Source organism: Streptomyces sp. NPDC033165, from assembly GCF_055577965.1.
Window position 1 is genome coordinate 408,350 of sequence record NZ_JBVIPK010000005.1, and the last position, 23,024, is coordinate 431,373.

The 23,024-nt window shown below is 71.4% G+C and carries 18 protein-coding genes; 6 read left to right on the forward strand and 12 right to left on the reverse strand.

The annotated features are described in order from the left end of the window. Positions 1-82 precede the first annotated feature (82 nt). Together ACZ5WC_RS15635 and ACZ5WC_RS15640 are read left to right on the forward strand one after the other, a co-directional pair. Complete coding sequence (locus tag ACZ5WC_RS15635) at positions 83-1,099, forward strand: DUF3533 domain-containing protein (protein WP_468541291.1); 1,017 nt, start codon at positions 83-85, stop codon at positions 1,097-1,099. A 223-nt stretch (positions 1,100-1,322) separates the two neighbouring features. Continuing rightward, positions 1,323-1,820, forward strand: a complete 498-nt coding sequence (locus ACZ5WC_RS15640; protein WP_468541292.1) for a phospholipase — start codon at positions 1,323-1,325, stop codon at positions 1,818-1,820. A gap of 100 nt (positions 1,821-1,920) precedes the next feature. Here ACZ5WC_RS15640 and ACZ5WC_RS15645 read toward each other — a convergent pair whose 3' ends face one another. Continuing rightward, on the reverse strand, positions 1,921-3,006 hold the full coding sequence (locus ACZ5WC_RS15645) for a S1 family peptidase (RefSeq protein WP_468541293.1): 1,086 nt from the start codon (positions 3,004-3,006) through the stop codon (positions 1,921-1,923). A gap of 438 nt (positions 3,007-3,444) precedes the next feature. On the opposite strand from ACZ5WC_RS15645, the gene ACZ5WC_RS15650 reads away from it, so the two are divergent. Then, a complete protein-coding gene (locus ACZ5WC_RS15650; RefSeq protein WP_468541294.1) occupies positions 3,445-4,353 on the forward strand; it encodes an alpha/beta fold hydrolase in 909 nt (302 codons plus the stop codon). Between the two features lie 67 nt (positions 4,354-4,420). Here ACZ5WC_RS15650 and fxsT read toward each other — a convergent pair whose 3' ends face one another. From fxsT to fxsA, 4 genes are all read right to left on the reverse strand, one after another. Beyond that, complete coding sequence (gene fxsT, locus ACZ5WC_RS15655) at positions 4,421-8,356, reverse strand: FxSxx-COOH system tetratricopeptide repeat protein (RefSeq protein WP_468541295.1); 3,936 nt, start codon at positions 8,354-8,356, stop codon at positions 4,421-4,423. Next, positions 8,353-9,693, reverse strand: a complete 1,341-nt coding sequence (gene fsxC, locus ACZ5WC_RS15660) for an FxsC protein (RefSeq protein ID WP_468541344.1) — start codon at positions 9,691-9,693, stop codon at positions 8,353-8,355. Before fsxC ends, fxsT begins: the two co-directional genes overlap by 4 nt. A 119-nt stretch (positions 9,694-9,812) precedes the next feature. Beyond that, positions 9,813-12,131: a radical SAM/SPASM protein FxsBH, inactivated beta-hydroxylase extension form gene (gene fxsBH, locus ACZ5WC_RS15665; RefSeq protein ID WP_468541296.1), complete on the reverse strand. Its 2,319-nt coding sequence runs from the start codon at positions 12,129-12,131 to the stop codon at positions 9,813-9,815. A 65-nt stretch (positions 12,132-12,196) separates the two neighbouring features. Next, positions 12,197-12,364: an FxSxx-COOH cyclophane-containing RiPP peptide gene (fxsA, locus tag ACZ5WC_RS15670; protein WP_311118942.1), complete on the reverse strand. Its 168-nt coding sequence runs from the start codon at positions 12,362-12,364 to the stop codon at positions 12,197-12,199. A 209-nt stretch (positions 12,365-12,573) separates the two neighbouring features. On the opposite strand from fxsA, the gene ACZ5WC_RS15675 reads away from it, so the two are divergent. Beyond that, positions 12,574-13,503: a DUF4231 domain-containing protein gene (locus tag ACZ5WC_RS15675; protein ID WP_468541297.1), complete on the forward strand. Its 930-nt coding sequence runs from the start codon at positions 12,574-12,576 to the stop codon at positions 13,501-13,503. Between the two features lie 22 nt (positions 13,504-13,525). On the opposite strand, the gene ACZ5WC_RS15680 is transcribed toward ACZ5WC_RS15675, so the two are convergent. The 4 genes from ACZ5WC_RS15680 to ACZ5WC_RS15695 form a co-directional block, all read right to left on the reverse strand. Then, complete coding sequence (locus ACZ5WC_RS15680) at positions 13,526-14,005, reverse strand: hypothetical protein (RefSeq protein ID WP_311118944.1); 480 nt, start codon at positions 14,003-14,005, stop codon at positions 13,526-13,528. Positions 14,006-14,139: 134 nt separating this feature from the next. Further along, positions 14,140-15,039 carry a S1 family peptidase gene (locus ACZ5WC_RS15685; RefSeq protein WP_468541298.1) on the reverse strand — a complete coding sequence of 300 codons (900 nt, stop codon included), beginning with the start codon at positions 15,037-15,039 and terminating at the stop codon, positions 14,140-14,142. A 230-nt stretch (positions 15,040-15,269) separates the two neighbouring features. Then, positions 15,270-16,091: a DUF1684 domain-containing protein gene (locus ACZ5WC_RS15690; protein WP_468541299.1), complete on the reverse strand. Its 822-nt coding sequence runs from the start codon at positions 16,089-16,091 to the stop codon at positions 15,270-15,272. Between the two features lie 70 nt (positions 16,092-16,161). Next, positions 16,162-17,361 carry a DUF5685 family protein gene (locus ACZ5WC_RS15695; protein ID WP_468541300.1) on the reverse strand — a complete coding sequence of 400 codons (1,200 nt, stop codon included), beginning with the start codon at positions 17,359-17,361 and terminating at the stop codon, positions 16,162-16,164. Positions 17,362-17,671: 310 nt separating this feature from the next. Between ACZ5WC_RS15695 and ACZ5WC_RS15700 the strand changes: the two genes are divergently transcribed. After that, positions 17,672-18,115, forward strand: coding sequence for a cell division protein SepF (locus ACZ5WC_RS15700; protein WP_096627766.1), 444 nt, complete (start codon positions 17,672-17,674; stop codon positions 18,113-18,115). A 67-nt stretch (positions 18,116-18,182) separates the two neighbouring features. Here ACZ5WC_RS15700 and ACZ5WC_RS15705 read toward each other — a convergent pair whose 3' ends face one another. Together ACZ5WC_RS15705 and ACZ5WC_RS15710 are read right to left on the reverse strand one after the other, a co-directional pair. Then, complete coding sequence (locus ACZ5WC_RS15705) at positions 18,183-19,403, reverse strand: acyl-CoA dehydrogenase family protein (RefSeq protein ID WP_468541301.1); 1,221 nt, start codon at positions 19,401-19,403, stop codon at positions 18,183-18,185. 104 nt (positions 19,404-19,507) lie between these two features. Beyond that, complete coding sequence (locus ACZ5WC_RS15710; RefSeq protein ID WP_468541302.1) at positions 19,508-21,193, reverse strand: MFS transporter; 1,686 nt, start codon at positions 21,191-21,193, stop codon at positions 19,508-19,510. A gap of 498 nt (positions 21,194-21,691) precedes the next feature. Between ACZ5WC_RS15710 and ACZ5WC_RS15715 the strand changes: the two genes are divergently transcribed. Beyond that, on the forward strand, positions 21,692-22,609 hold the full coding sequence (locus tag ACZ5WC_RS15715; protein WP_468541303.1) for a phosphatase PAP2 family protein: 918 nt from the start codon (positions 21,692-21,694) through the stop codon (positions 22,607-22,609). Positions 22,610-22,715: 106 nt separating this feature from the next. Here ACZ5WC_RS15715 and ACZ5WC_RS15720 read toward each other — a convergent pair whose 3' ends face one another. Beyond that, a complete protein-coding gene (locus tag ACZ5WC_RS15720; protein WP_468541304.1) occupies positions 22,716-22,931 on the reverse strand; it encodes an I78 family peptidase inhibitor in 216 nt (71 codons plus the stop codon). Positions 22,932-23,024: the final 93 nt, after the last annotated feature.

Genomic DNA, 23,024 nt, shown 5'->3' on the forward strand with positions numbered 1-23,024 from the left:
TTCCCCCTCCCCCGATCCACCTCTTCCGCCATTCAGCCCCGCCCCGCCTGCGCGGACACCGCACCGACCGGACGGTTGGGGCATGACTTTCGTCGACGAGGTGAAGAACGCCGTCACTCCACGGGCCGCCCTGCTCGTCATCGGGGTGCTCGGACTGCAACTGCTGTTCATCGCGTCCTACGTCGGGGCCCTGCACAAGCCGAAGCCGACGGACGTCGCGTTCGGGGTGGTGGCACCGCAGCAGATGTCCCAGCAGCTCGTCGACCGGCTCGACGACCTGCCCGGCGGACCGCTGGACCCCCGTACGGTGAGCAGCGCCGCCGAGGCTCGCGATCAGATCATGAACCGTGAGATCGACGGCGCCCTGATCGTCGCGCCGGAGGGCCGCACCGACACCCTGCTGGTCGCCTCCGGCGGCGGAACCGCCCTGACCACCGCGCTGGAACGAATCCTCACCGAGGCCGACGCCTCCCAGCAGCGGGCCGTGCGGACCGTGGACGTCGCCCCGGCCTCCGACGAGGACTTCAACGGACTCTCGTCCTTCTACCTGGTCGTCGGCTGGTGCGTGGGCGGCTACCTCTGCGCCTCGATCCTGGCGATCAGCGCCGGAGCCAAGCCCGCCAACCAGCAGCGCGCACTGATCCGGACCGGGACCATGGCGCTGTACTCGATCGTCGGCGGCATCGGCGGCGCGATCGTCATCGGCCCGATCCTCGGTGCGCTGCCCGGCAGCTTCTGGGGGCTGGCCGGCCTGGGCGCCCTGGTCGTCTTCGCGGTCGGCATGACCACGCTCGCCCTACAGGCCCTGACCGGCATCGTCGGCATCGGCCTGGCCGTCCTGATCATCGTCATCGCGGGCAACCCGAGCGCGGGCGGCGCCTTCCCGATGCCGATGCTCCCCGACTTCTGGCGGGCGATCGGGCCTGCCCTTCCCCCGGGCGCGGGCACCTGGGTGGCCCGCTCCATCGCCTACTTCCAGGGCAACGCGGTCACCGGACCGCTCCTGGTGCTCTCCGCCTGGGCGGTCGTCGGCACGGCCGTGACCCTGCTCCTGTCGATGCGGCGCCGGCCGGAGAAGGACGCGGCCCTCACCTCCTGACGATCCACCCGTGGGGCCGCCGACGATCCACTCGCGGGGCCGCTGACGATCCGCCCATGGGGCCGCCCGGCGGCGGCCCCATCTGACGTACACGCCAATTTCTGATGTCAGGTTGACTTAACACCTAGACGTGACAGGTCCATGACGACATCGTGGAGCCGCCTCGTACCACCCGACGAGGAGCACGGCCGGGACACCCCTTCCACCCCCACGGAGGTCGCTCATGCGTCGTCGAGTCACCGCCCCGCTCGCCGCGGTCGCCCTGTCCCTCCCGCTCACCCTGATCACCGCCGGTTCGGCCTCGGCAGCCCCCGCCGACAAGCCCCAGGTCCTCAGCTCCTGGACCCAGACGAGCGCTTCCAGCTACAACGCCTGGAACGCCGCACGCAACAACCAGGGCGCCTGGGCCGCGTACCGCTTCAACTGGTCCACGGACTACTGCAGCAGCTCCCCCGACAACCCGTTCGGCTTCCCCTTCCGGAACTCCTGCGCCCGCCACGACTTCGGCTACCGCAACTACAAGGCCGCGGGCACGTTCTCCGCCCACAAGAGCCGCATCGACTCCGCCTTCTACGCGGACCTCAAGCGCGTGTGCGCCGCGTACTCCGGCGCCAAGCGCACCTCGTGCAACAGCACGGCCTGGACCTACTACCAGGCCGTGAAGATCTTCGGCGTCGCCCCGGCCGAGACCGCCCCCGGCAATCCGCCCCAGGCCGCCTGACCCGTCACCGCCCGTTCGCGCACGGGAAGAGGCCCCCGGCCGGACCGGGGACCTCTCCTCGTTGCCGTGCTCAGGACGCGTACGCCCCCGGGATCAGCGGTCAGCCGATCTCGGCTCCGTAGGCGGCCAGCGCCTCCGGTACCGGCTGGAAGAAGGTCGTACCGCCCGAGGAGCAGTCGCCGCTGCCGCCCGAGGTCAGGCCGAGTGCGGTGCCGCCCGCGAAGAGGGCGCCGCCGCTGTCGCCCGGCTCGGCGCAGACCGTCGTCCGGATGAGGCCGCGGACGATGTCGCCGTTGCCGTAGTTGACCGTGGCGTCCAGCGCGGTGACCTCGCCCTCGTGCACCTGGGTGGTCGAGCCGCTGCGGGTGACCGCCTGGCCGACCGTGGCATCGCCCGCCTGGGTGATCTGCCGGGTGGCGCCGTTGTAGAGGTTGACCTCGCTCGGGTGCGCGATGCCCGAGGTGTACTTGACCAGGCCGTAGTCGTTCTCCGGGAAGCTGGAGCCCTCGGTCCTCCCGATCTCCGAGCCGCCCTGGGTGTCCGACCAGCTGGCGACCGACTCGGTGCAGTGGCCGGCGGTCAGGAAGTACGGTTCGCCGTCCTTGACCACGTTGAAGCCGAGCGAGCAGCGGGAGCCGGAGCCGAAGATCGCGTCGCCGCCCGCGATCAGCGGCTTGAACTCGCCCGCGGTCCTGTTCAGTTCGGCCGTGCCGCCGAGCCCCTCGACCACGGCCGAGAGCTTCTTCCAGGCCGCGCCGTCGACCGTGCTGTCGGCGGTGACGAGCACCTTGTTGGTCACCGGGTCGACCGCCCAGGAGGTGCCCGGGATCGTCGCCTTGTCGGTGAGGGTCTGCCGGGCCGACTTCAGCTCGGCGAGGGAGTTCTCCACGATCCTGGCCTTGCCGCCGGCCTGGCGGACCTGCTCGGCGGCGGCCTCGTCGACGACGTTGACGACGAGGGCCTTCGCCTTCGTGTCGTAGTACGTCCCGGCCGCGTCCGCGCCCAGGTCCCGGTCGAGAGCGGAGGCCAGCTTTCCGGCCGCGTCCGCGCTGAGCGCCTTGACCGTGAACTCGGACATCTCGTCGCTGGCGTTCGCAGTCTGGAACGTGAATCCCGCTGCGACCAGGGCGGCGACGGCCGAACCGGCCAGCGTCGCGCGCTTCCTGGATATGCGTCGATGCTTCAACTTCGACCTCCTGTGGGGGCCGTGCACGGAGCAAGTGGGGTGCCCGTACACGGAGGATGGGGCGCCCACTATTCCGAGGTCACCGTTAGCACACAAGGTCGACTTCCAGACGTGCACACCACACCGACGCTTCGCACGCGGGGCGTTCACTTACCCCGGGTCATGCCATGTCGATTCCGTTTGCGAACACCCGGTGCGATCACCGGCGGTCCCTGGGTGAGGACTAGTCCTGTCCGGTATTCGCCCCAGCCGGTCCGGATGACGCGCCCACTTGTCCGGATGCCGACGGAGACCGTCCGCCGGGAGCCTCCCAGGGCCTTCACAGTTCCTGTCACCCAACAGTCCCCGTAACGCCTCTGATGGGTCATCATCGAACGACGGCACACGCCGGGCACGCCGTGCCCGGACCGGCCGGGTGACCGATCTGAGGAGGCGCGGGTGCGCAATCGGGTGCGCGCGGCGGACGGGCGGCATCTGATGGTCGAGCGGCTGGGCGACCCGCGGGGCAGACCGGTCTTTCTGCTCCACGGGACCCCGGGCAGCAGGCTCGGGCCCGCTCCCCGCGGCATGGTCCTGTATCAGCGCCGTACACAACTGATCACCTACGACCGCCCGGGGTACGGCGATTCGGACCGGCACGAGGGCCGCCGGGTCGGCGATGTCGTCGAGGACGTCCGGGCGATCGCCGACTCCCTGGGCCTCGCCCGCTTCGCCGTCGTGGGCCGCTCCGGCGGGGCCCCGCACGCGCTGGCCTGCGCGGCCCTGCTGCCCGAACGGGTCACGCGTACCGCCGCCCTGGTCCCGCTCGCCCCCTGGGGCGCGGCCGGGCTCGACTGGTTCGACGGGATGGCCGCGTCCAATGTGGACGCGTACTCCACAGCGGCAGCCGACCCGGACGGGCTCGCGGAGTCCTTCATCGTCCGCTCGGCGCAGATCCGGCGCGACCCGGTGAAGCTCCTGGACGATCTGCGCCGGGAGCTGACCGACTCCGACCGGGTGGTGGTCAATGACGCGGGCATCCGGTCGATGCTGTTGCGCAACTACAGCGAGGGGCTGCGCACCTCGGCGTACGGCTGGATCGACGACGCCCTCGCCTTCTGCAGCCCCTGGGGCTTTGAACCCTCCCGGATCAGCGGCCGGGTGCTGCTCTGGCACGGGGTGAAGGACGTCTTCTCCCCGGTCGGCCACTCCCGCTGGCTGGCCGGGCAGATCCCGGGTGCCACCGCCGTACTGGAGCCGGCGGCGGCGCACTTCGACGCGTTCTCCGTCCTTCCCCGCGTCCTCGACTGGCTGCTGGACGACCGGGCCGATCCGGACCGGCCGCTGCCCTCCGCCGTACCCCTCTGACGCGGGGAGAGCAGCGCCGCGCCGGGCCCGTACGCCCGGGCCCGGCACAGAGATCAGGCTCGCCCGATCACACCGCCAGCGGTTCCAGTTCGCGCCGGAACCTGCGCTCGTCCCGCGCCATCCGGGTCAGCGGGTGGTCGTCGCCCAGCTGGCGGGCCAGCTCGTCGACGACCTCCGCCCGTACGTGCAGGGCCTCGTCCTTGCGCCCCATGGCATCCAGCGTGACCGCGATGTTCGAGGTCATCGCCAGTGTCTCCGGGTGGTGTGCCCCGAGGGCCTCCTTGAGCTGGCCGGAGACCGTGCGCTCGGTCCGCAGGACGAGGTCGAGATCGCCCGCTTCGGCCGTGGCGTTGGCCAGGTTCATGACGCAGAACAGCGTGTGCGGGTGATCGTGCCCGAAGATGTCCCGCATCGAGGCGACCACGCGGCGGTGCACCCGCTCCGCCTCCTCGGCCTCTCCCACACCCGCCAGATAGATGCCCAGGTTGTTCTGGGCGGCCAGGGTGGAGGGGTGCTTGTCCCCCGGCACCTTCATGTACTGGTCGACGACCTCCTGGGCGGTCTCCCGGGCCTCCGCCGCCTCGCCCGCCGCGAACAGGTCGGCGGCCAGATTGAGGTCGCAGGCCAGCGAATCGGGGTTGGCGGTGGTGTACTTCGCCCGGTACCGGGCGCGGGTGGCGACCGTCAGCCGGTGCGCGTCCTCCAGCCGGCCGGCCCGCCGCAACGACACCGCCAGGCTCTTCGCGGCGCTCAGGGTGGTGGGGAAGCTGCGCCCCAGGGTCCGCTTGCAGCTGTCGTAGGCGCGGCTGAGCAGGCCCACGGAGTCCTCGTACCGCCCGACCTCGCGCAGATCGCGGGCCAGGTTCATCGCGGAGGACAGGCTGTAGGGGTGCTCCGGGCCGAGCACCTGGGAGCGCAGATCGTAGACGTCCTGGTCGATCTCGCGGGCGCGGGCGTACTGGCCGACGCTGCGCAGGTTCAGGGCCAGGTTGTTGGCGGCGGCCAGGGTCCGGGGGTGGGAGTCGTGGAAGATCTGGCCGAATCCCTCGTGGGCCTCGGTCGCCATCTCGATCGCCCGGCCGTAGTCCCCGAGCAGCCCGAGGTCGATGGCCAGGCTGCTGGTGGTCATGTAGGTGTGCGGGTGCTCCGGGCCCAGCACCTCGCGCTGCCGCTGGAGCGTGAACTCGTCGAGCTCCTTCGCTTCCACGTAACGCCCGCGGGTGCGCAGGATGTTGGAGAGGTGGAAGCAGAGGTACAGGTACTGCAGGTCCCGCTCCCCCAGCTTCTCCTGCCAGATCTCCCGCAGCTCGTCGCCCAGCGCCCCCGCAGTCCTGACGTCGCCGCGCTTCCAGAGGTAGCGGACCCGGTCGATCAGGAGCCTGCGGGTCTCCGGCTCCTTGCAGTTGCGGGCGTCGGAGGGGCCCAGGTGCGGCCAGATGGTCGTGAAGCGCGGCCAGGTATCCGGGTTGTCGATCGGCTCGTCGTCGTCGGGGCGGGCGCCGGCCAGGATGCGGTGGACGACGTGCCGGGCCTCGCGCTGCTCCTCCTCGCTGAGCTGCGCCTTGATCACGGCCTGGACGAGGCGGTGCACCTGGATGGAGTTGGAGACCTGGTCGACCTTGGCGAGGGCGAACCGGCCGATCTCCCGGATGACCCGGCCCAGCACCAGCTTCTCCTGGAGCGAGGAGTCGTACGGTTTCAGCGCGTCGATCATCTCCTTGCTGTAGAGGAGGTTCGCGGAGATCGGTTCCGGGGCGAAGAAGGCGCAGAGCTGGAGCAGCCGTACGGCCGCGGGCGAGCGCTCCTTGAGCCGGGCGATGGAGATGTTCCAGGTGGCGGCGACCGGTTCCGGGTAGCCCGCGGGCTGGTTGAGGGCGAGGACCCGGGGCGCCTGCTGGGCGAGCTGTTCGAGATAGGCGTCGATGGGGGTGGCGGTCTCCGCGATCCAGGCCGCCGCCTGCTCGACGGCGAGCGGCAGGTCGCCCACGGCGGTGGCCACCTGGTCGGCGTCCTGGTCGCTGAGCCCCGGGGCCCGGCGCTGGAGGTGCTCGATGGACTCCTCGCGCAGGAAGACGTCCACGGGCAGGGCGTCCCCGTGCTGGGACCAGCTCTGGTTGCGGGAGGTCACCAGGATGTGGCCGGAGCCGCCCTGCGGGAAGTAGCGGCGCAGCTGCTCGGGATCGTCCGCGTTGTCGAAGACCAGCAGCCAGCGGTCCGAGGGCACCCCGCGCCGCAGCAGGTCGACGGCCTCCTGCGAGGCGACCGCCATGTCGTCGCCGCCCTGGGCGCCGAGCCGGACGGCGAGTTCGGCGAGCGAGGCGACCACGTCGTCGGGCTGTTCGGACGATATCCACCACACCAGGTCGTAGTCGGCCATGAAGCGGTGCACGTACTCCAGGGCCACCTGGGTCTTGCCGACACCGCCGAGTCCGTACAGGGTCTGCGGCTGCGGCAGGACGACGGCCAGACCGCCGCCGAGCTGGTCGCGCATCCGCTCCAGGACGAGCGAGCGGCCGGTGAACCCGGGGTTGCGGGGCGGTGCGTTCCAGATCCTCGGTACGGTGCCGGGGAACCGGGGCCCCGGGGCCACACCGTCGACCAGCTGCACCGGCCGGTCCAGGGCGCGCATCAGGGCCGTGGTGGCGTGCACCTCGTCGAGGCGGAAGAGGTCGACCGGGTTGCGGTCGATGTAGGGGGCGCTGAGGCGTACGTCCCCGACCCGCAGGGGCAGCAGCTGGCGGCGGCCGCCGCCCGGGTCCTCGGCGACCGCCCGCTCCCACAGCTCCACGCCGCGCTGCGACTTGAGGTAGGCGGTGGAGAGCAGCACCACCGTGCGGGCGGCGTTCTCGGTGGCGGGGCTCGCGGTGTCCTCGGGCGGGCGGTCGGCGGAGACGTCGCGCGGGACGACCCGGAAGCCGGCCCGGGTGAGGACGGACTCGATCCAGTCGGCCCACATCCGGTTCTCCGCCACATAGCTGAGGAAGAGGTCGGCGGGCAGAGCGGGCCTGCGCCGGGTGAAGGCGTCGCGGATCCGCAGGCGGACCTCCTCGCCGATCGGGGGCATCGAGGTGATCTCACGGCCGGTGATGACCGCGGTGAGCCGTTCGAAGGCGGAGAGCAGCGAGTTGGTCAGCCCGGCCTCGTCGCCGAAGGTGGCGAGCGTCTCCTCGTAGGCGTAGTAGGGGCGGTAGGGGATCTCCACCGCGCCCCAGTAGGCGGTGAGTTCGTCGCCGGACATGTCGCGGGGCAGCCGGTCGAACTTGAGCCGGGCCAGTGCCCGTCCGGCGTCCGCCTTCTCCTTCTCGCCCTCGTCGATGCGCATGGGGACGGGGAAGACGGAGATGGGGCGGCCGGTGTAGCGCTCGGCGATCTGGCGGGCCACGGAGGCCGCGCCGTCGATGGACTGGTCGCTGAGGGTGAAACAGTCGACGAGCACGTCCGGGAGGTGGACGGTGCAGATGTCGGCGATGTCGCTGAGGCCGGTCCGGCTGTCGATGAGGACGTAGTCGTAGTTGGCCTTCATGTCGTCGCGCAGCGCGTCGAAGAAGTGGCCGCCGCCGAGCCGGTCGTAGAAGTTGTCCCAGTCGAAGGTGGAGACGGTCGCGGAGTACTCGCGGTTCTGCCGTCCGGCGGAGACGAAGTCGAGCGTGCCGCCCTGCGGGAACTCCCAGCCGAGCGTCTCCGGGGTCAGCGACACGGCGTGCGGCTGGATGCGGGCGTAGTCGCGGTGCCAGTCGTCGGCTCGCTGGGCGGGGCTGGTCGCGGCCCAGGCGTACTCGGTGATCAGGTCGATCACTCCGGTGGTGGCGCCGAGGGTGGCGGGGTCGAGGAAGGGGTGGAAGAACCGGTGGAGTCCGGGCGCCTCCAGGTCCCAGTCGACGGCCAGCACCCGCTTGCCGTTGGCCGCGAGGATCCAGGCGGTGTTGGCGAGGGCCATGGTGCGCCCGGTGCCGCCCTTGTACGAGTAGAAAGTGACGATGCGTCCGTCACGACCGGTACTCATATGTCCTCCGCTTCCGTCGCGAGGTCGTGCGGATCGGGTGTGTAGCTGGTGGCGCCCATGGGGCCGGTGAGCCGGGTCCGTTCGCTGTGTCCGCCGCCGGTGCCCGGCGGGTAGGCCGTCGCGTGTTTCAGATACTGCTGGGCGGCCACCTCGACGACCTGGGGCAGGAGTTGCCCGAAGGCCTCCATCGTGGGCACGCCCCGGGCGGCGGCCCGACAGAAGGTCCGGCCGTGGCGCATCCTGGCGGGCATGGTCGCTTCGAGTTTCTCGGTCAGCTCCGCCTCCGCGGCCCGGCTCTGGTGGTCGTCGCGGCTCCACGGCACGACCATGGTCACCCAGGGGCGGTTCTCGGCGTCGAAGGCGGCGAGCCTGAGGCGGCGGTCCTCGTCCTGGAGGGCCCAGCGGTCGACGATGAGGATCTCCGGGGTGCTGGGCGGGGCCTTGCCCTCGGGCTGGCCCGACTCCTCGTCGAAGGAGGTGATCTGGGCCTGGTAGTTGAGCGAGCGCACCAGCTCCTCGGCGACGTAGGCCAGGGGGCGGGCGGCGTCCGGGTGGTAGGGGTTCCAGTCCTGCGGGTGGTCGCCGTAGTAGTCGGCGTCGCGCCCCTCGGGCAGCTCGTGGCGGGTGGGTGCGGCGATGGTGATCCGCATCGGCCGGGGGGCGCCGACCCCGCTGCTGGGGGAGCCGAAGGCGCTGGGGGCGAGGCGGTAGTCGACGGGGCGGCCGGTGTCGATGCGAACCGTGTCGGCGACGCTGACGATGCGTTTGGCCAGTTCGTAGACGGCCCGTTCGTACTCCTGGGCGAAGAGTCTGAGCTTGATCAGACCGTAGAGGCCGTCGCTGACGTAACGGTCCCCGAAGTCGCGGTGGTTGAACTGTAAGCGCTCAGCCGATCCGGGGAGCTGGCTCGGCGGCACCGGCACCCAGAGGGCGGGGACGATGGCCTCGGCGGGCTGGTTGGAGCGGGCCCGGTGGTGGATGGCGCGCTGCTCGAAGGCGTACCACTCCTTGCCGCACATCTCGCTGGCGAAGTAGCGCGGCGAGAACAGCGGGACGAAGACCCGGCAGGTGGCGAGGACGTCACCGAGCCGTTCCGACCAGCCCTCTCCGGAACGTATCTCCCGGTCCATGAATCCCGCGGGCGCGCCCGCGGGCAGGTCGGTCATGGCCATCACATGACCGCAAAGATCTTGGAAAAGCCGCTCGACCCACATATCGGGGTCCGTACCACCGCCGTACCCCGGTGTGTGGGCGTAACTCAGAAAGAAGTACGGCCGATGGTCCGCCGCTCGCTGCTGCGTCGATGCGTGCACACGACCCCCGTCCTGTATGAGCACCCGCACCCAAGGTCGGTGATGAATGCGAGCGGATTCATCATTCCGGAGTGGACCTTGTTCCACCCCCCTGACGTTCAGTCATTCAACGCCGCTTTCCAGTCATTCATACCCAGGTTTCGTCAGAGTCTTTCTTGATCGAAAGTAATCCTGGGGTGCTTATCCCCGCTTGTCCCCGTGTGTACCGCGCCACTCCCCCGGTGCACCGCCCCGCTCGTCTCCTTGCGCAGGAGATCCAGCAGCCGCAGCCCGTCCACCGTCGGCTCGGCCGCCCCTTCGAGGCGGTCGAGCGCTTCGGGCACACCCCGGAGGAAGCGGGGGTCCAGCGCGGCGAGCCCCACGCGCTCGTGGGTGTCGGCCAGCAGCCGGGAGAACGGGACCTCCTGTTCCCGCCAGGGCGACCGGTGGGTCCAGGCCCCGTCCGAGGCGTAGAGGTCCGTGACGTCGAGCAGGGCCCGCAGTCCCGTACGCCGGTGGCCCCGCAGCAACGCGAGCGCCAGCTCCTCCGCGTCCCCCGTCACCGGCAGGCCGAGCGCCCCGTAGCCGTGCTGCCGCCCCTCCTGCCGCCCCGGCCCGCACGGTGCGGGCGGCTGCACCGGGGTCAGCGTCGTCAGACCGGCCGCCGCGGCGGCGGCCTGCTCCGGGGCGGCCTCCGCCAGCAGCGCCCACGCCCGGCCGATGACCGCGGCCCACCGGTCCGCCGCGTCCGGCGCGAGGCGCGGTGCGGCGGGCGCGGTGAAGCAGTCGCGGTACGGGTCGAGGTCGTCGAGCAGGAACGCGGGGACACCGGCCGCCGCGAGCCGGCGGACCGGGCGCCAGCCGGGGGCGTCCCGGCCGTCCAGCGCGATCGCGCGGCGGGTGCCGTCCTCGCTCCGGACCTCGAACCCGTCGCCGGTGGCGCGCACCGAGACGCGGCCGCTCTCCCCGGGGCCGCCGAGCCGCAGCTCGCCGAGGGTGGGCAGGGCGATGCGTCCGGCGCGGTACGTGACGGGGACGGCCAGGTCGAGACCCCCCCGTACGGCCGCCGCCGCGACCTGGGCGGAGAGCCGCAGCGCGGCGCCGACGGCCTCCGGGCTCCCGGCGCGCAGCCCTTCGAGCACGTCCAGCAGCCAGGTGCGCGCATACGGGTGGGCCAGGACCTCGTCGAGGGCGGCGGCGCCGGGCTCGGAGGACTCGGCCGCGGCCGCGATCGCCCAGGCCTCGTCCCACTCCTGCCCCGCGCGGCCGTCGAGTTCGGCGTGCAGCAGGGCGAGCAGGGTGCGGGTCAGATCCTGCTGGGCGGCGGCCAGGTCCGCCGGGTCGCCCAGCGCCGGGGAGACGGTGGCCGACTCGGTGCGCTGCTGGATGCCCCGGACGAGCGCCTCCAGGTCGGCGCAGTAGACGGAGGGGTTGTCGAAGCCGCTCGCCGAGCGGTAGCGGTGGGTGTAGAGCCCGCCGCCGCACGAACGTACGACGGGGCACCGGCGGCAGGCCTCGCCGACCCCGGCCAGACCGAGCTGCCGGGCCCGGACTCCCGGGTGGGCGGCGACCTCGTCCAAGGAGTGGGAGAAGACGTCGAAACCGGTGGCGGCCGCGCCCTCGTAGGCGCTCTTGAGCGAGTCGACCTGCTCCAGCTGGCCGTCCGTCTCGACGACGACGAGGTCGGTGGGGGCCAGGCCCAGGGATTCGGTGAGGCTGGGGCCGCCGCCGAGGGTGGAGAGCACCGAGGAGAAGAGGCGGACCGGAACCGGTCGCCCCTGTTCCTGCCAGCGGTCGAAGACCGCGAGGAGCCAGGTGGCGTACGCGGTGGGCGATCCGTCCGGGCGGGGCGGCGGCTCGTCCCAGGTGGCGTGCGGGAGGAGGAAGTCGACCAGCGGAGGTTCGAGTTCGGTCAGGGCGTCCAGGACCGCGACGGGGTCGTTCTCGATGTCGATGGTGCACAGGAGGCCGAGGTTCAGATGGCGGTAGCGATCCTGGCCGAGCAGCTCCACGGCCTTGAGGACCAGGGGGTGGCTGCTGCGCCCGTCGGCGTAGCGGCGGTGGCGGTCGTTGGCGGCCTTGTCGCCGTCCAGCGAGATGCCGACCTTGACGCCGAACTCGTCGAAGAGGTCCAGATAGCGGGGGCTCAGCTGGAGGCCGTTGGTGTGGATGCGCAGATCCAGGTCGGCGATGCCCGCGAGCGCGGAGCCGAACTCCTCGCAGACGGTCCGCAGCCGTGCGGGACCGGCGAGCAGAGGCTCCCCTCCGTGCAGGATCACTGTCACGGAGGGCAGTGCATGAGTCCCGGCGTGCTCAGCGAGGCGCTGGGCCGTCCGGCGAATGACGTGGTCAGAGATAACCTTCGGCCTGGTTCGCCAGCTCTGATCCGCGTGTTCATAGACATAGCAATGGTCGCAGGCGAGATCGCACCTGCTGTGAACCTTCAGAACGATTTCGCGGAATGGCACCGCGGGTCCTGTCATTTCACCAGTCTAGCCAGCTGCTGACACCGCGTCATACCAGCTGGCGGGTATCGCTGGTGAGTCGCCTACAGCGCAGAGTTGAAGGTGGCAGTCTGCGTGGAACGACCGGTCGTCGATGCGAACACGCGCCCGAGCTTCAGCGCGGCAGCGCTGTCCGAAGCCTCGATCTTCGCGAGTGGAACACGACTCTTCTTCGCAACAGCGAAGGAGGGAGAGGATTCGTAGGTCTTCACGGCCGTCCTTGATGGGTTCGTTCCGGACACGGAATGAGCACCGGCAACTGCACCATTGCAGTGTCCGGCGGCACGACTTTACTCTCATACCCCGCGCGCGCAACTCTTGCACGCGGGCACAACCTCCGGTGAACGCGCGACTGCTCCAAATGGATCGGAATATTTCATTCCGTCATGCGGGGAAAACGGTACGGGACAAAGGAGCGATCATGACGGCGATTCCGGGACCCCTGCAGAGCATGGTCTTCAGGAACGCCGACCTGCCCGTCCTGTTCCATCACACGGACGCCATAGCCGTCGCCCGGCAGCGCGAGGCCGTGAACACCACGCGCGGACAACTGGCACTGCTCGCCGCGGGAGCCGTGCCCGCGGCCCTGCCGTGGCAGGTCCGGCTCGGAGGCTCTTTCCAACTCCTCGACGCCGCAGCGGCGTTGGCGTACCTCGGTGTCCTGATCGCGACCTTCCTCGCCTCCCGCCGCAAAGCAAAGTCGCACTGGCAACTGAACCGTTCGGCGGCCGAGTTCATCAAGTCCAACTGCTGGCGCTACGCGGTCCACGGCTCGCCCTTCGACAGCTCGGCCGAACACCCCGAGGCCCTGTTCGCCAATCGCCTCGAAGAAGGCCTTCAGGAACTGCGGAAAGTAGGCTGGGCGGACCCTCGCGAGAAGCTGGCGGATTCCGGCGGCGGCCTCATTACGGAATCGATGCGCACCTTAAGGAACAAGGCCTACACCGTCCGCAAGGAAACATATGTACGGGACCGGCTCATCGAACAGCGGCGCTGGTACCGCAGACGCCAGCAGGTCTCGCGGCGCGGGGCGCTCCTGTGGTCGGGGGCCGTCGTCGCCCTGACCCTCCCGGCGCTGGCGCTCAGCGTGCTCCAGGCCTTCGGGGTGGGGCGCGCCTTCGGACTGACCGGGGTGCTGTCCGCGGCCGCCGCCGCCTGCCTCGCCTGGAACGAGATGCGCCGTCACCATCCGCTGATCTCGGCTCATTCGCTGGTGGAGCAGGACCTGGAGTCGATGCAGGCCGCGATGGAGACCACCCTCACCGAGCGGCAGTGGCCCGCCGCGGTGTTCGAGACCGAGCGGATCGTCTCGCCCGAACACACCGACTGGCTGGTCAGACACCGGGTGTGAGCCGGGCGGAACCGGCGGGGGCTCAGGTGCGCAGCACCCCGTCGCGCCAGATGACGGTGACCGGGCGGCCCAGGGCGCGGGCGTACGTCACGATGTCGCCCGTCCCGCCGAGGCCACGGGCCGGGCGGCCGTCCCAGACGGCCAGCAGCCGGTCGCAGTGGTCGGCGATGTAGGCGCCCGCCGCGTAGTACGCCTCGTCCGTGGAGTGGGGGAAGTCCAGCCGGACCTCCTGGGCCGCGCGCGCCCTGAGCGCCCGGTAGCGGGCCAGGTCCACGGCGTTCTCGAAGCAGGCCTCGTAGTCGCCGCTGGGGATCACCGCCGTCAGCTTGGCCCCGCAGGCGAGGGCCAGGTCGGCGAAGAGCTGGTCGGCGCCGACCGCCAGGCTGGAGAGCGCCTCGGTCGCGCCGTCGAGGCCGCACAGCTCGGCCCGCAGCCCCGCGAGCACATGGGCCTCGGCCTCGGCGGGGATGGAGCGGTGACCGGTCACTCCGATGCGATTCACGGACCTGCTACCCCCTGATGCCGTCGTGGCGCCATCCTCTCAAGAGCTCCCCGACGAGCGGGAGCCCCCGTCCGGAATTCCGGACGGGGGCTCGTATGTACGGATACGGCTCCGGGCGCGGCCCGGTGCGCCGGTCAGTACACGCTCACGCCGTACGCGTTCAGGGCTTCGACGACCGGCTGGAAGAAGGTCGTGCCCCCGAAGTAGCAGTTGCCGCTGCCGCCGGAGGTGAGACCGATCGCCCGGGTGCCGGAGTAGAGCGGGCCGCCGGAGTCGCCGGGCTCGGCGCACACGTTGGTGCGGATCATGCCGTAGACGACGTCGCCGCCCCCGTAGTTGACGGTGGCGTTGAGTCCGGTGACCGATCCGCTGTGGGTGCCGGTCGTGGAGCCCCGGCGGGTGACGGCCATCCCGACGGTGGCGTTGGCGGCGCTGGTGATGTCCTGGCCGCCGACCGTGCCGCTCTTGGGAATGGTGGAGTTGGTGTAGCGCACGATGCCGTAGTCGTTGTTCGGGAAGCTGGACGCGGCGGTCGTGCCGAGCACGGTGGTGCGGGCGGAGTTGGCCCACCAGGTGCCCGTCCCGTTGGTGCAGTGACCGGCGGTCAGGAAGTAATAGGTACTTCCCCTGCGGACGTTGAAGCCGAGGGAGCAGCGTCCGGTGCTGGAGTAGATCGCGTCGCCGCCGGAGATCAGCTTGGTGAACTTCCCGGGCGTGCGCTCGATCGTGAGGGCGGAGGCGTTGGCGCCGGCCGCCTTCTTGATCCGGTTGATCTCGTCCTGTGTGACCGTGCTGTCCACGGTGACGAGGAGGCGCTTGGTCTGCGGGTCGATGTTCCAGGCGGTGCCCGCGATGTCGGCGCCGAGCACGGCGTCGCTCGCCGCGGTCAGCTGGGTGGCGCTGAACGTACGGGGGGTTTCGGCGTTCGCGGTGGGGATGGCCATGGCCGCGACGGCGGCGAGCCCCGCGAGGACGGCCGTGGTACGGACGCCTCTCGCCACGCTGGAGCGGTTGCTGGTGCGCTTGATCCTCACTTCGGGTTCCTCCGAGGGGAATCGGGGGCCCTCCTGTGGGGTGGTGGGCCCGTGAGGCGCAGTCGGGGGCGTGTCCGGATTCCGAGTTTGCCGTGCCCCTGACAATCGCTGACGGGAGTATCGAGGGGGCCGGACAGGCGGCGCAAGCATGCCTTTCGGCCACGCGGGCCCCACGCGTATCCGGCCCCGGAAGCCGTGGGGCCGCCGGGGCCGGAGGGACGTCTCGCAGGTCAGGAGTCGACGCGGTTCCGCTCCCCCGCCGGGACCGCCACGGTGAGCGTGTTGCCCGGGGGCGGGAAGGGGCAGATGAAGTGATCGGCGAAGGCACAGGGCGGCAGCAGGGCACGGTTGAAGTCGACCCGCACGCCACCGTCCCCGTCCGGTGCGCCGGGGCGCAGGAAACGGAAGCGGTAGCTGCCGTTCCCGCTGGTGGCGTCGGCGAAGACGGCCCATAGGGAACCGTCGGGCTCGACCGCCACCTGGAGCGTGTGCTCGTCCCCGTCCACCGTGAAGGCGAGCTCCCCGCCGAGCCCGAGCCCCCGCTCGACCCCGTCGGCGTTGGCCACCCGCACGGTCCGGTCGCCGCCGTACGGACGGAAGACGCCGGGCAGCACCCAGCGGGGGTCGTACGGGGTGGCCTCAATGGTCGAGAAGGCGTGCCGGGCCGACGAGTCCGGGTCGAAGTCCCGTACCGCCCAGAGCCCTTCGCGGCGGAGCACCACCAGCCGCCGGACCCCCTGCGTCACCCGGGAGTCGTCGATGGGTCCGCGGTCCGCGCCGAGCCGGACCTCGCCGGTCAGCGCCCTGCCGTCGACAACGATGCCGTCGTCCGCCGCGGCCGTGAGGACCACCTCGTCGCCGTCCTCGCGCCAGTGACCCGGGACGGCCGGAATTCGCCCTTCCGGGTAGTCGGAGAGCCAGTGGGTCCCGGTCAGGGAGAGAGGGCCGTACGGGGCGGCGACCGCGACGACGCGCCCCGCGTGCCACCGCTGCCAGTCCCGCGCGGCGTCCGGGCCGCCCACCTGCTCCTGCTGCGTCACGTCCGTGCTCATGCGGTCAACCTTTCCATACGGCTCGGCGGGGCCGAGGTGCGACCGCAGCGGGGAAGCGGCTGACGCCACCTCAGCAGTCGCAGCCGCAGGATTCGCCGCAACAGCAGCAGCCCTCGCCGCACTGGCCGCAGCAGTTGCACACCTCGCAGCAGTCGCCGCAGCTGTTGCACAGCCCTTCCCGCCGCTCCCGGCTCCAGGGGTCCTCGAAGCTCCCGCAGCACATCTGGCAGGTGCAGGCGAGGCCGGCCCACACCAGGCACCCGGCGATCAGCCCGCGCCGGTCACGGGGCGGCTGCGGCGGGGGCGGCGGGGAGCCCGGGCCCCCAGGAGCGTACGGATGACCCGGCGGCGGCCCGAAGGCGCCGTCCGGGGTCAGCAGCCCCCGGCCCTCACCGGGCTGCCGGTGCGAGCAGGACGAGGAGCCGAACGCCCGGTCGATCGAGCGCCGCAGTTCGTGGGCGAGCAGCACGTGGACGAGCTCGCCGTCCACGAACTCCACCTCGCGCAGCGCGAGCCGTACGCCGTGCAGCGCGTCGTCACACAGTCGACGCGCCTCGGCTAGCGGGGTGCCGGTCACCGTGAGCGGGTTCCAGGCGCCCGACGCGGCGTCGGCTTCCCGGTCCTCCACGGCGTCCAGCAGATGAGCGAGCCGCCCGAAGAGCCTGCCCGCCTCCGCGAGCGGCGCGGCGTTCTGCGGCCTGCCCGCGAGGTGGGCGGTGTGGGCGAAGGCGGCGGCGGTGGCCGTCTCAGTGGGTTCGGTGACCGTCAGCAGCGGGGTGCCGGGTCCGGCGAGCGTCTCGATCCCGGTCTGCCGGTCGATCGCGTCGACCAGGAGGGCGGTGTCGAAACCGAGTGCGGCCCCGGTCCGGGCGCCCGCGCGGTCCCAGCCCGCGGCCACCCGGCGCGCGGCGGCGGCGACCGGGCGGCGGGCCAACAGCCCGTCCCGGTCGGCGACGTGGTCGCGGACCTTCGCCGAGGCGAGGACGAGCGAGACAGCGGCGGCGAGCCTGGCCCCCTCACCCCGGGCGACCGGGGCGGTGCGCATGGCACGCAGCGGGCAGGGGCCCGCGGTGCGGCGTCCGGCCGGGGTGAGCCCCGTCTGAGCCTCCGTCAGAACCGAGACGATCAGACCGTCATAGTTCGTGACCATCCGGGCGAACTGTCCGTGATCCGCCCTCAGAGCCAGGCAGAGACCGCAGAGATGGGCCATCCACTCGGTCCGGAGCCCCTCGGAGAGCCGGTGCGTACAGGGCCTGACGATTCCGAACACGACGATCCCCCGCGAGCTGTTCCGGCCGGTGCGCGCCACTCGCGCACCGGAGCGCCGTGCATCGTATCGAGCGATCCGTTCACCCGTACGTCCCCTCCATCACCCGTACGGACCGGAGCATCATATTTTCCTTTCGCAACCCGTCTTATACGGGCAGAAACCTGACGAACCGCCACATCTTCTGCACCAGTACCGTCACGAATCGCCTGCGCGCCGACTATCCACTTGGCGCGGTATCCGCATCATGGACGACCATAGGGATACGAAAGAGATGCGGAACACCAAGGAACCGCGGTGAGAGGAGGCGTCCATGGGATCGGTGCGCAAGGCGAGTGCCTGGCTGGGCCTCGTGGAGGACAACGACGAGCGGTACTACGACGACGAGTACGCCGAGGGCGCGGAGACCGGCACGAACAACCAGGCCTGGGTCACCGACCCGCGGGTGCAGGTGGCCGCCGAGGCGGCCGAGGAGCAGGACCGCCGGATCGCCACGGTGACCCCGGACAGCTTCCGGGACGCCCGGGCCATCGGTGAGCTGTTCCGGGACGGTGTCCCGGTGATCGTCAACCTCACGGCCATGGACCCCGCCGACGCCAAGCGCGTGGTGGACTTCGCCGCCGGGCTGATCTTCGGTCTGCGCGGTTCGATCGACCGGGTGGCCACCCGGGTCTTCCTGCTGTCCCCGGCCGACACCCAGGTGGTGGCCGGTGAAGCCGCCGGCCGTACGACCGACGGCTTCTTCAACCAGAGCTGAGCAGGGCGCTCGCCGGAAAGTTCCGGTCAGCGTCTCCGGTCGGCGCGCCCCTTCGGACGTGCCGTGGTCACCGGAAGGCGTCGAGACCGGTGAGCGCCTTGCCCAGCACCAGCTGGTGCATCTCCACGGTGCCCTCGTAGGTGAGCACCGACTCCAGATTCGTGGCGTGCCGCATCACCGGGTACTCCAGCGAGATCCCGTTGGCCCCGAGGATCGTGCGCGCGGTGCGGCAGATCTCGATGGCCTCCCGCACGTTGTTGAGCTTGCCGAAGCTGACCTGTTCGGGGCGGAGCCGTCCCGCGTCCATGCGCCTCCCCAGATGGTGGGCGAGCAGGATGCCCTTGTGCAGCTCCAGGGCCATGTCCGCCAGCTTGGCCTGGGTGAGCTGGAAGCCGCCGATCGGCCGGCCGAACTGTTCCCGGCTCCTCGCGTAGTCGCGGGCCGACGCGAAGCTGGCCCGCGCCGCGCCCATGGCGCCCCAGACGATGCCGTACCGCGCGTGGCTCAGACAGCTGAGCGGGCCGCGCAGCCCCTTTGCACCCGGGAGCACCGCGTCGGCGGGCAGCCGGACCCCGTCCATGACCAGTTCGCTGGTGACCGAGGCGCGCAGCGACCACTTGTGCCGGATCTCCGGGGCGGAGAAGCCGGGCGTGCCGGTCGGGACGACGAAGCCGCGGATGCCCCGGCCCTCGTCGCCCTCGTCGGTCTGCGCCCAGACGACCGCGACCCCGGCGACCGAGCCGTTGGTGATCCACATCTTGCGGCCGGTGAGCACCCAGTCCTCGCCGTCGCGCTTGGCGTACGTCCGCATCCCGGCCGGGTCGGAGCCGTGGTCCGGCTCGGTCAGGCCGAAGCAGCCGATGATCTCGCCGGACGCCATGCCGGGCAGCCACCGCTGCTTCTGCTCCTCGGAGCCGAAGCGGTGGATCGCGTACATCGCGAGCGAGCCCTGTACGGAGACGAGCGAGCGGATCCCGGAGTCGGCGGCCTCCAGCTCCAGGCAGGCGAGACCGTACTGGACGGCGCTCGCCCCGGCGCAGCCGTAGCCCTCCAGCGACATGCCGAGCGCGCCCAGCGCCCCGAGTTCGCGCGCCAGCTCCCGGATGCCGGGCAGCTCGCCGTTCTCGTACCACTCGGCGATGTGCGGCAGGACGCGGTCGGCGGCCCAGGTGCGGACGGTGTCGCGGATCGCGAGGTCGTCGGGGCCGAGCAGGTCATCGATGCCGAGGGGATCGGATGCGTCGAACGGCGGGAGCTTCGACGGCTTCGCGGACTCGGTGCTGGACATGAGGGTGCCTCCGGCGGCTCGCACGGTGCTCGGAGGACCGGGAGACACCCCCGCCCTCCGGAAACTAGCAGTGGTAGTCAGGGCGTTCGTGCTGACGTTACGGCTCAGTGTGCCGCTCGTCCAGAGCCGGCCGCCTCGGCGGGCTCGCGCCGCGCGGGCAGCGTCAGACGCGGGGCCGGGCGCTCCTGGACGGCCGGGGCGACCGGCCGGACGGCGTCGCTGTCGGCCCGGGGACAGAGCTCCTTCGACGGGCAGTCCATGGCCTTCGGCAGCCGCAGCGCGGCGAGCGCGCCGAGCAGCAGCAGCCCGGCGCTGACGAAGAGCGTGATGTGGAGTCCGCCGACGAAGGCGTGCCGGGCCGTGGAGCGCAGCAGCTCGCCCATCGGACCGCCCAGCTGCGCGGCGACCTGGTAGGCCTCCCCCAGCGAGTGGGAGGCCTCGGCGCCCGCCCGGGCGGGGACGCCCTTCTCGCGCAGGGAGGCGAGGCCGGGGGCGTAGGCCGCGTTCATGACACTGCCGAGCAGGGCGATGCCGAGGCCCGCGCCCAGCTGGTACGAGGTCTCGCCGATCGCCGCCGCGCCACCGGCACGCTCCGGCGGGGCGTCGCTGAGCATCGACTCGTACGCCCCGAAGAGCGTCGTCTGAAGTCCGAAGCCGAGCAGGACGAAGGCACAGGTCAGCAGGGCGGGACGGTCGTGCTGGCCCATCGAGGTGAGCAGCAGCACCGAGGACGCGGTGAGGACGAAACCCCAGCCCACCATGCGGCGCGGGCCCAGCCGGCGCAGGGCGGAGGAGCCGGTGGCTCCCGCGGCCATCGCGGCGAACGTCAGCGGCAGCAGCCGCAGCCCGGTCTCCAGCGGGCTGAGCCCCAGCACCAGCTGGAGGTACTGCACGGCGATCAGCTGGAGGCCGACCAGGGCCAGCATGGCGAGGACGATGCAGCCGACGGCGGTGGAGAAGGCCGGGCGGGCGAACATCGCGATGTCGATGAGCGGATGCGTACGGCGCTTCTGACGGCGCACGAACACGATCAGGAGCGCGAGGCCGAGGGCGAGCGGGCCGAGCGCGACCGGGTCGAAGAGACTCGCGCCGCCGCCGAGGCGCTTGACTCCGAGGACGACCCCGAGCACTCCGGCGGCGGCGGTCAGCGCACCCAGCACGTCCCACGGGCCGTCGGCGCCGCCGCGTGACTCGGGCAGCAGCCAGCGGCCCAGCGGCAGGATCACGGCCATCAGCGGGATGTTGATCAGGAAGACCGAGCCCCACCAGAAGTGCTCGACCAGGAAGCCGCCGATGACCGGCCCGGTGGCCGCCCCGACCGCGGCGACCGCGGTCCACACCCCGATCGCGAGCGCCCGCTCCCGGCGGTCGGGGAAGACCTGGCGCAGGATCGACAGGGTGGCGGGCATGATCATCGCGCCGCCGACGCCGAGCAGGGCGCGGGCCGCTATGAGGACGCCGGGGGTGTCGGCCGTCGCCGCGAGCGCGGAGGCGATGGCGAAGATCGCGTAGCCGAGGAGCAGGACCCGGCGTCTGCCGATCCGGTCACCCAGCGTGCCGAAGAGGATGAGCAGCGAGGCGCAGACCAGGGGGTAGGAGTCGACGATCCACAGCAGGGCGGTGCCGCTCGGGCGCAGGTCCTCGGTGACGGCCGGAACGGCGACGTGGAGCACGGTGGCGTCCAGTGCCACGACCAGGAGACTGAGGCAGAGGACCACGAGGACGACCCAGCGATTGGCGTCGGCGGCGGCTCGGCGCAGCCGGACTCCGGCCGTGGTCGTCCCGGACATCTGCGTACCTCCCGATGAGTCCCTCGCGCTCGGCGGACCGACGGTGATGCGGGGCGCGCCCCCTGGGGGGTTTCTGCCGATCACCTCGGGCCCGGCATCGACGGGCGAGTGCGCCGTCAGCGTACGCCAGTTCGGTGAGGTCACACGTGGTCCACCTCATACCCCGGTCCGCCACACAGTGTGTCGTACGCCATACCGGGCCCGTTCGGGGGGCTCCCCGTGCCCCGCGTGCGCCCGGGCCTCCGGCAGGCCCGGGCGCACGGGCGCCCCCCTCCCCCGAATGGCGGGATCAATTCCGGCGGATTCCCGCGGAGCCAATTCATCGGGAGATCAAACACGCTTCCGAACGGGGCCCGGGGGCAATTGACCGCAAGATCACGGAGATTCTTCTCCGCGCCCGAAAAAGAAGCCGTTCTGAGACGAAGTCCACATCACATCGTCATCACAAAGCGGCCGGATTGGCCTGCTCGCACGCTCACTCGCTGTAACGTCGATTGGGTGCGTACCGACATCTTTGCCCGGCTGGACCGGGAGCCGGAACCGCCGAAGATAGAGCCACCGCGGATGAGCCGTCACCGCATCGCCCTCTTCGGCGGGACGTTGGCGTTCTATCTCGCCATCGTCTTCGCGGTCCTGGTCACCTCCTGGCTGGTGGCCCTGGACTGGAAGGTCATGCTGTTCCGGCCCTACCAGCAGTGGCCCGAAGTGCACCCCTTCCTCGACTACTACGTCGTGCTCGGCCAGCGCGGCCCCACGGCGGTGATGGTCGCCTGCTGGCTGGGCTGGCGCTCCTGGCGTCAGCACACACTCCGCCCGCTGCTGGTCCTCGGCACGTCCCTGCTGCTGCTCAATGTGACGGTGGGCGCGGTCAAGCTGGGCCTCGGGCGGCTGGGCCCGCACTACGCGACGCAGATCGGCTCGGCCGAGATGTTCGCCGGCGGCGATATATTTCCTTCGGGACACACCGCCAACGCCGTCGTGACCTGGGGAATCCTGGCCTATCTGGCCACCACGCCACGTGCCAGGCGCTATCTGTCGGCCCTCTCCGCGACGGTCTCGCTGGGCGTCGGCCTCACCACCGTCTACATCGGTACGCACTGGCTCAGCGATGTCCTGCTGGGCTGGGCGGCCGGGCTGCTGATCCTGCTGGCACTGCCCTGGTTCGAGCCACTGATCGCGCGGACCGAGGCCTGGATCTTCGCGATGCGCCGGCGGTGGCGCGAGCGCCTCGGCGGCTCCCGTCCGCAGCCCGTCGCCGAGGAGGGCCCGCAGCCGGTGCTGCTCCCCCAGTCGCTCGGCGCCGACGGCCTCGCCACCGAGGCCGCCGCGATCGATCCGGCCCTTGCCGTGGGTCATACGGCGCCCGGGGGCAGGGCCCGGGCCCACGCGGCGCAGCCCGTGCGGCCGGGCCGCTGAACGCCCCCTCCCCGTTACCGCGGGAACGGTACGCACAGCCCGGCCCCGCACGCCGAAGGCCCCGACCACGGTCGGGGCCTTCGGCCGTCGAGGGGTGTGCGGCGGTTCAGCCCACCCAGCAGCGCGTCACGGTGCCGTCCTCGACCTGGAAGTTGATGCGCCCGTGGCGGAACTCCATGGTGAGGAAGGTGCCCGGCGGAACCGCCCGGACCGTGTCCCAGCCGCGGCTTCTCGCCTGCTGCTCGGCGGCGTCGGCGCCGAGACCGACGTACGACTCGGCGGCGTCGTCCGGCTGTGCTGGAGGGGTCGGTAGAGATGCCATGCCCTCACCGTAGGCGGCCCCGGACCGTGACGGAAGGCCGGGCCGGGAGGGGACGCCGTGCATCTCCGGATGCCGTGGCGGTCACGCTTGTGT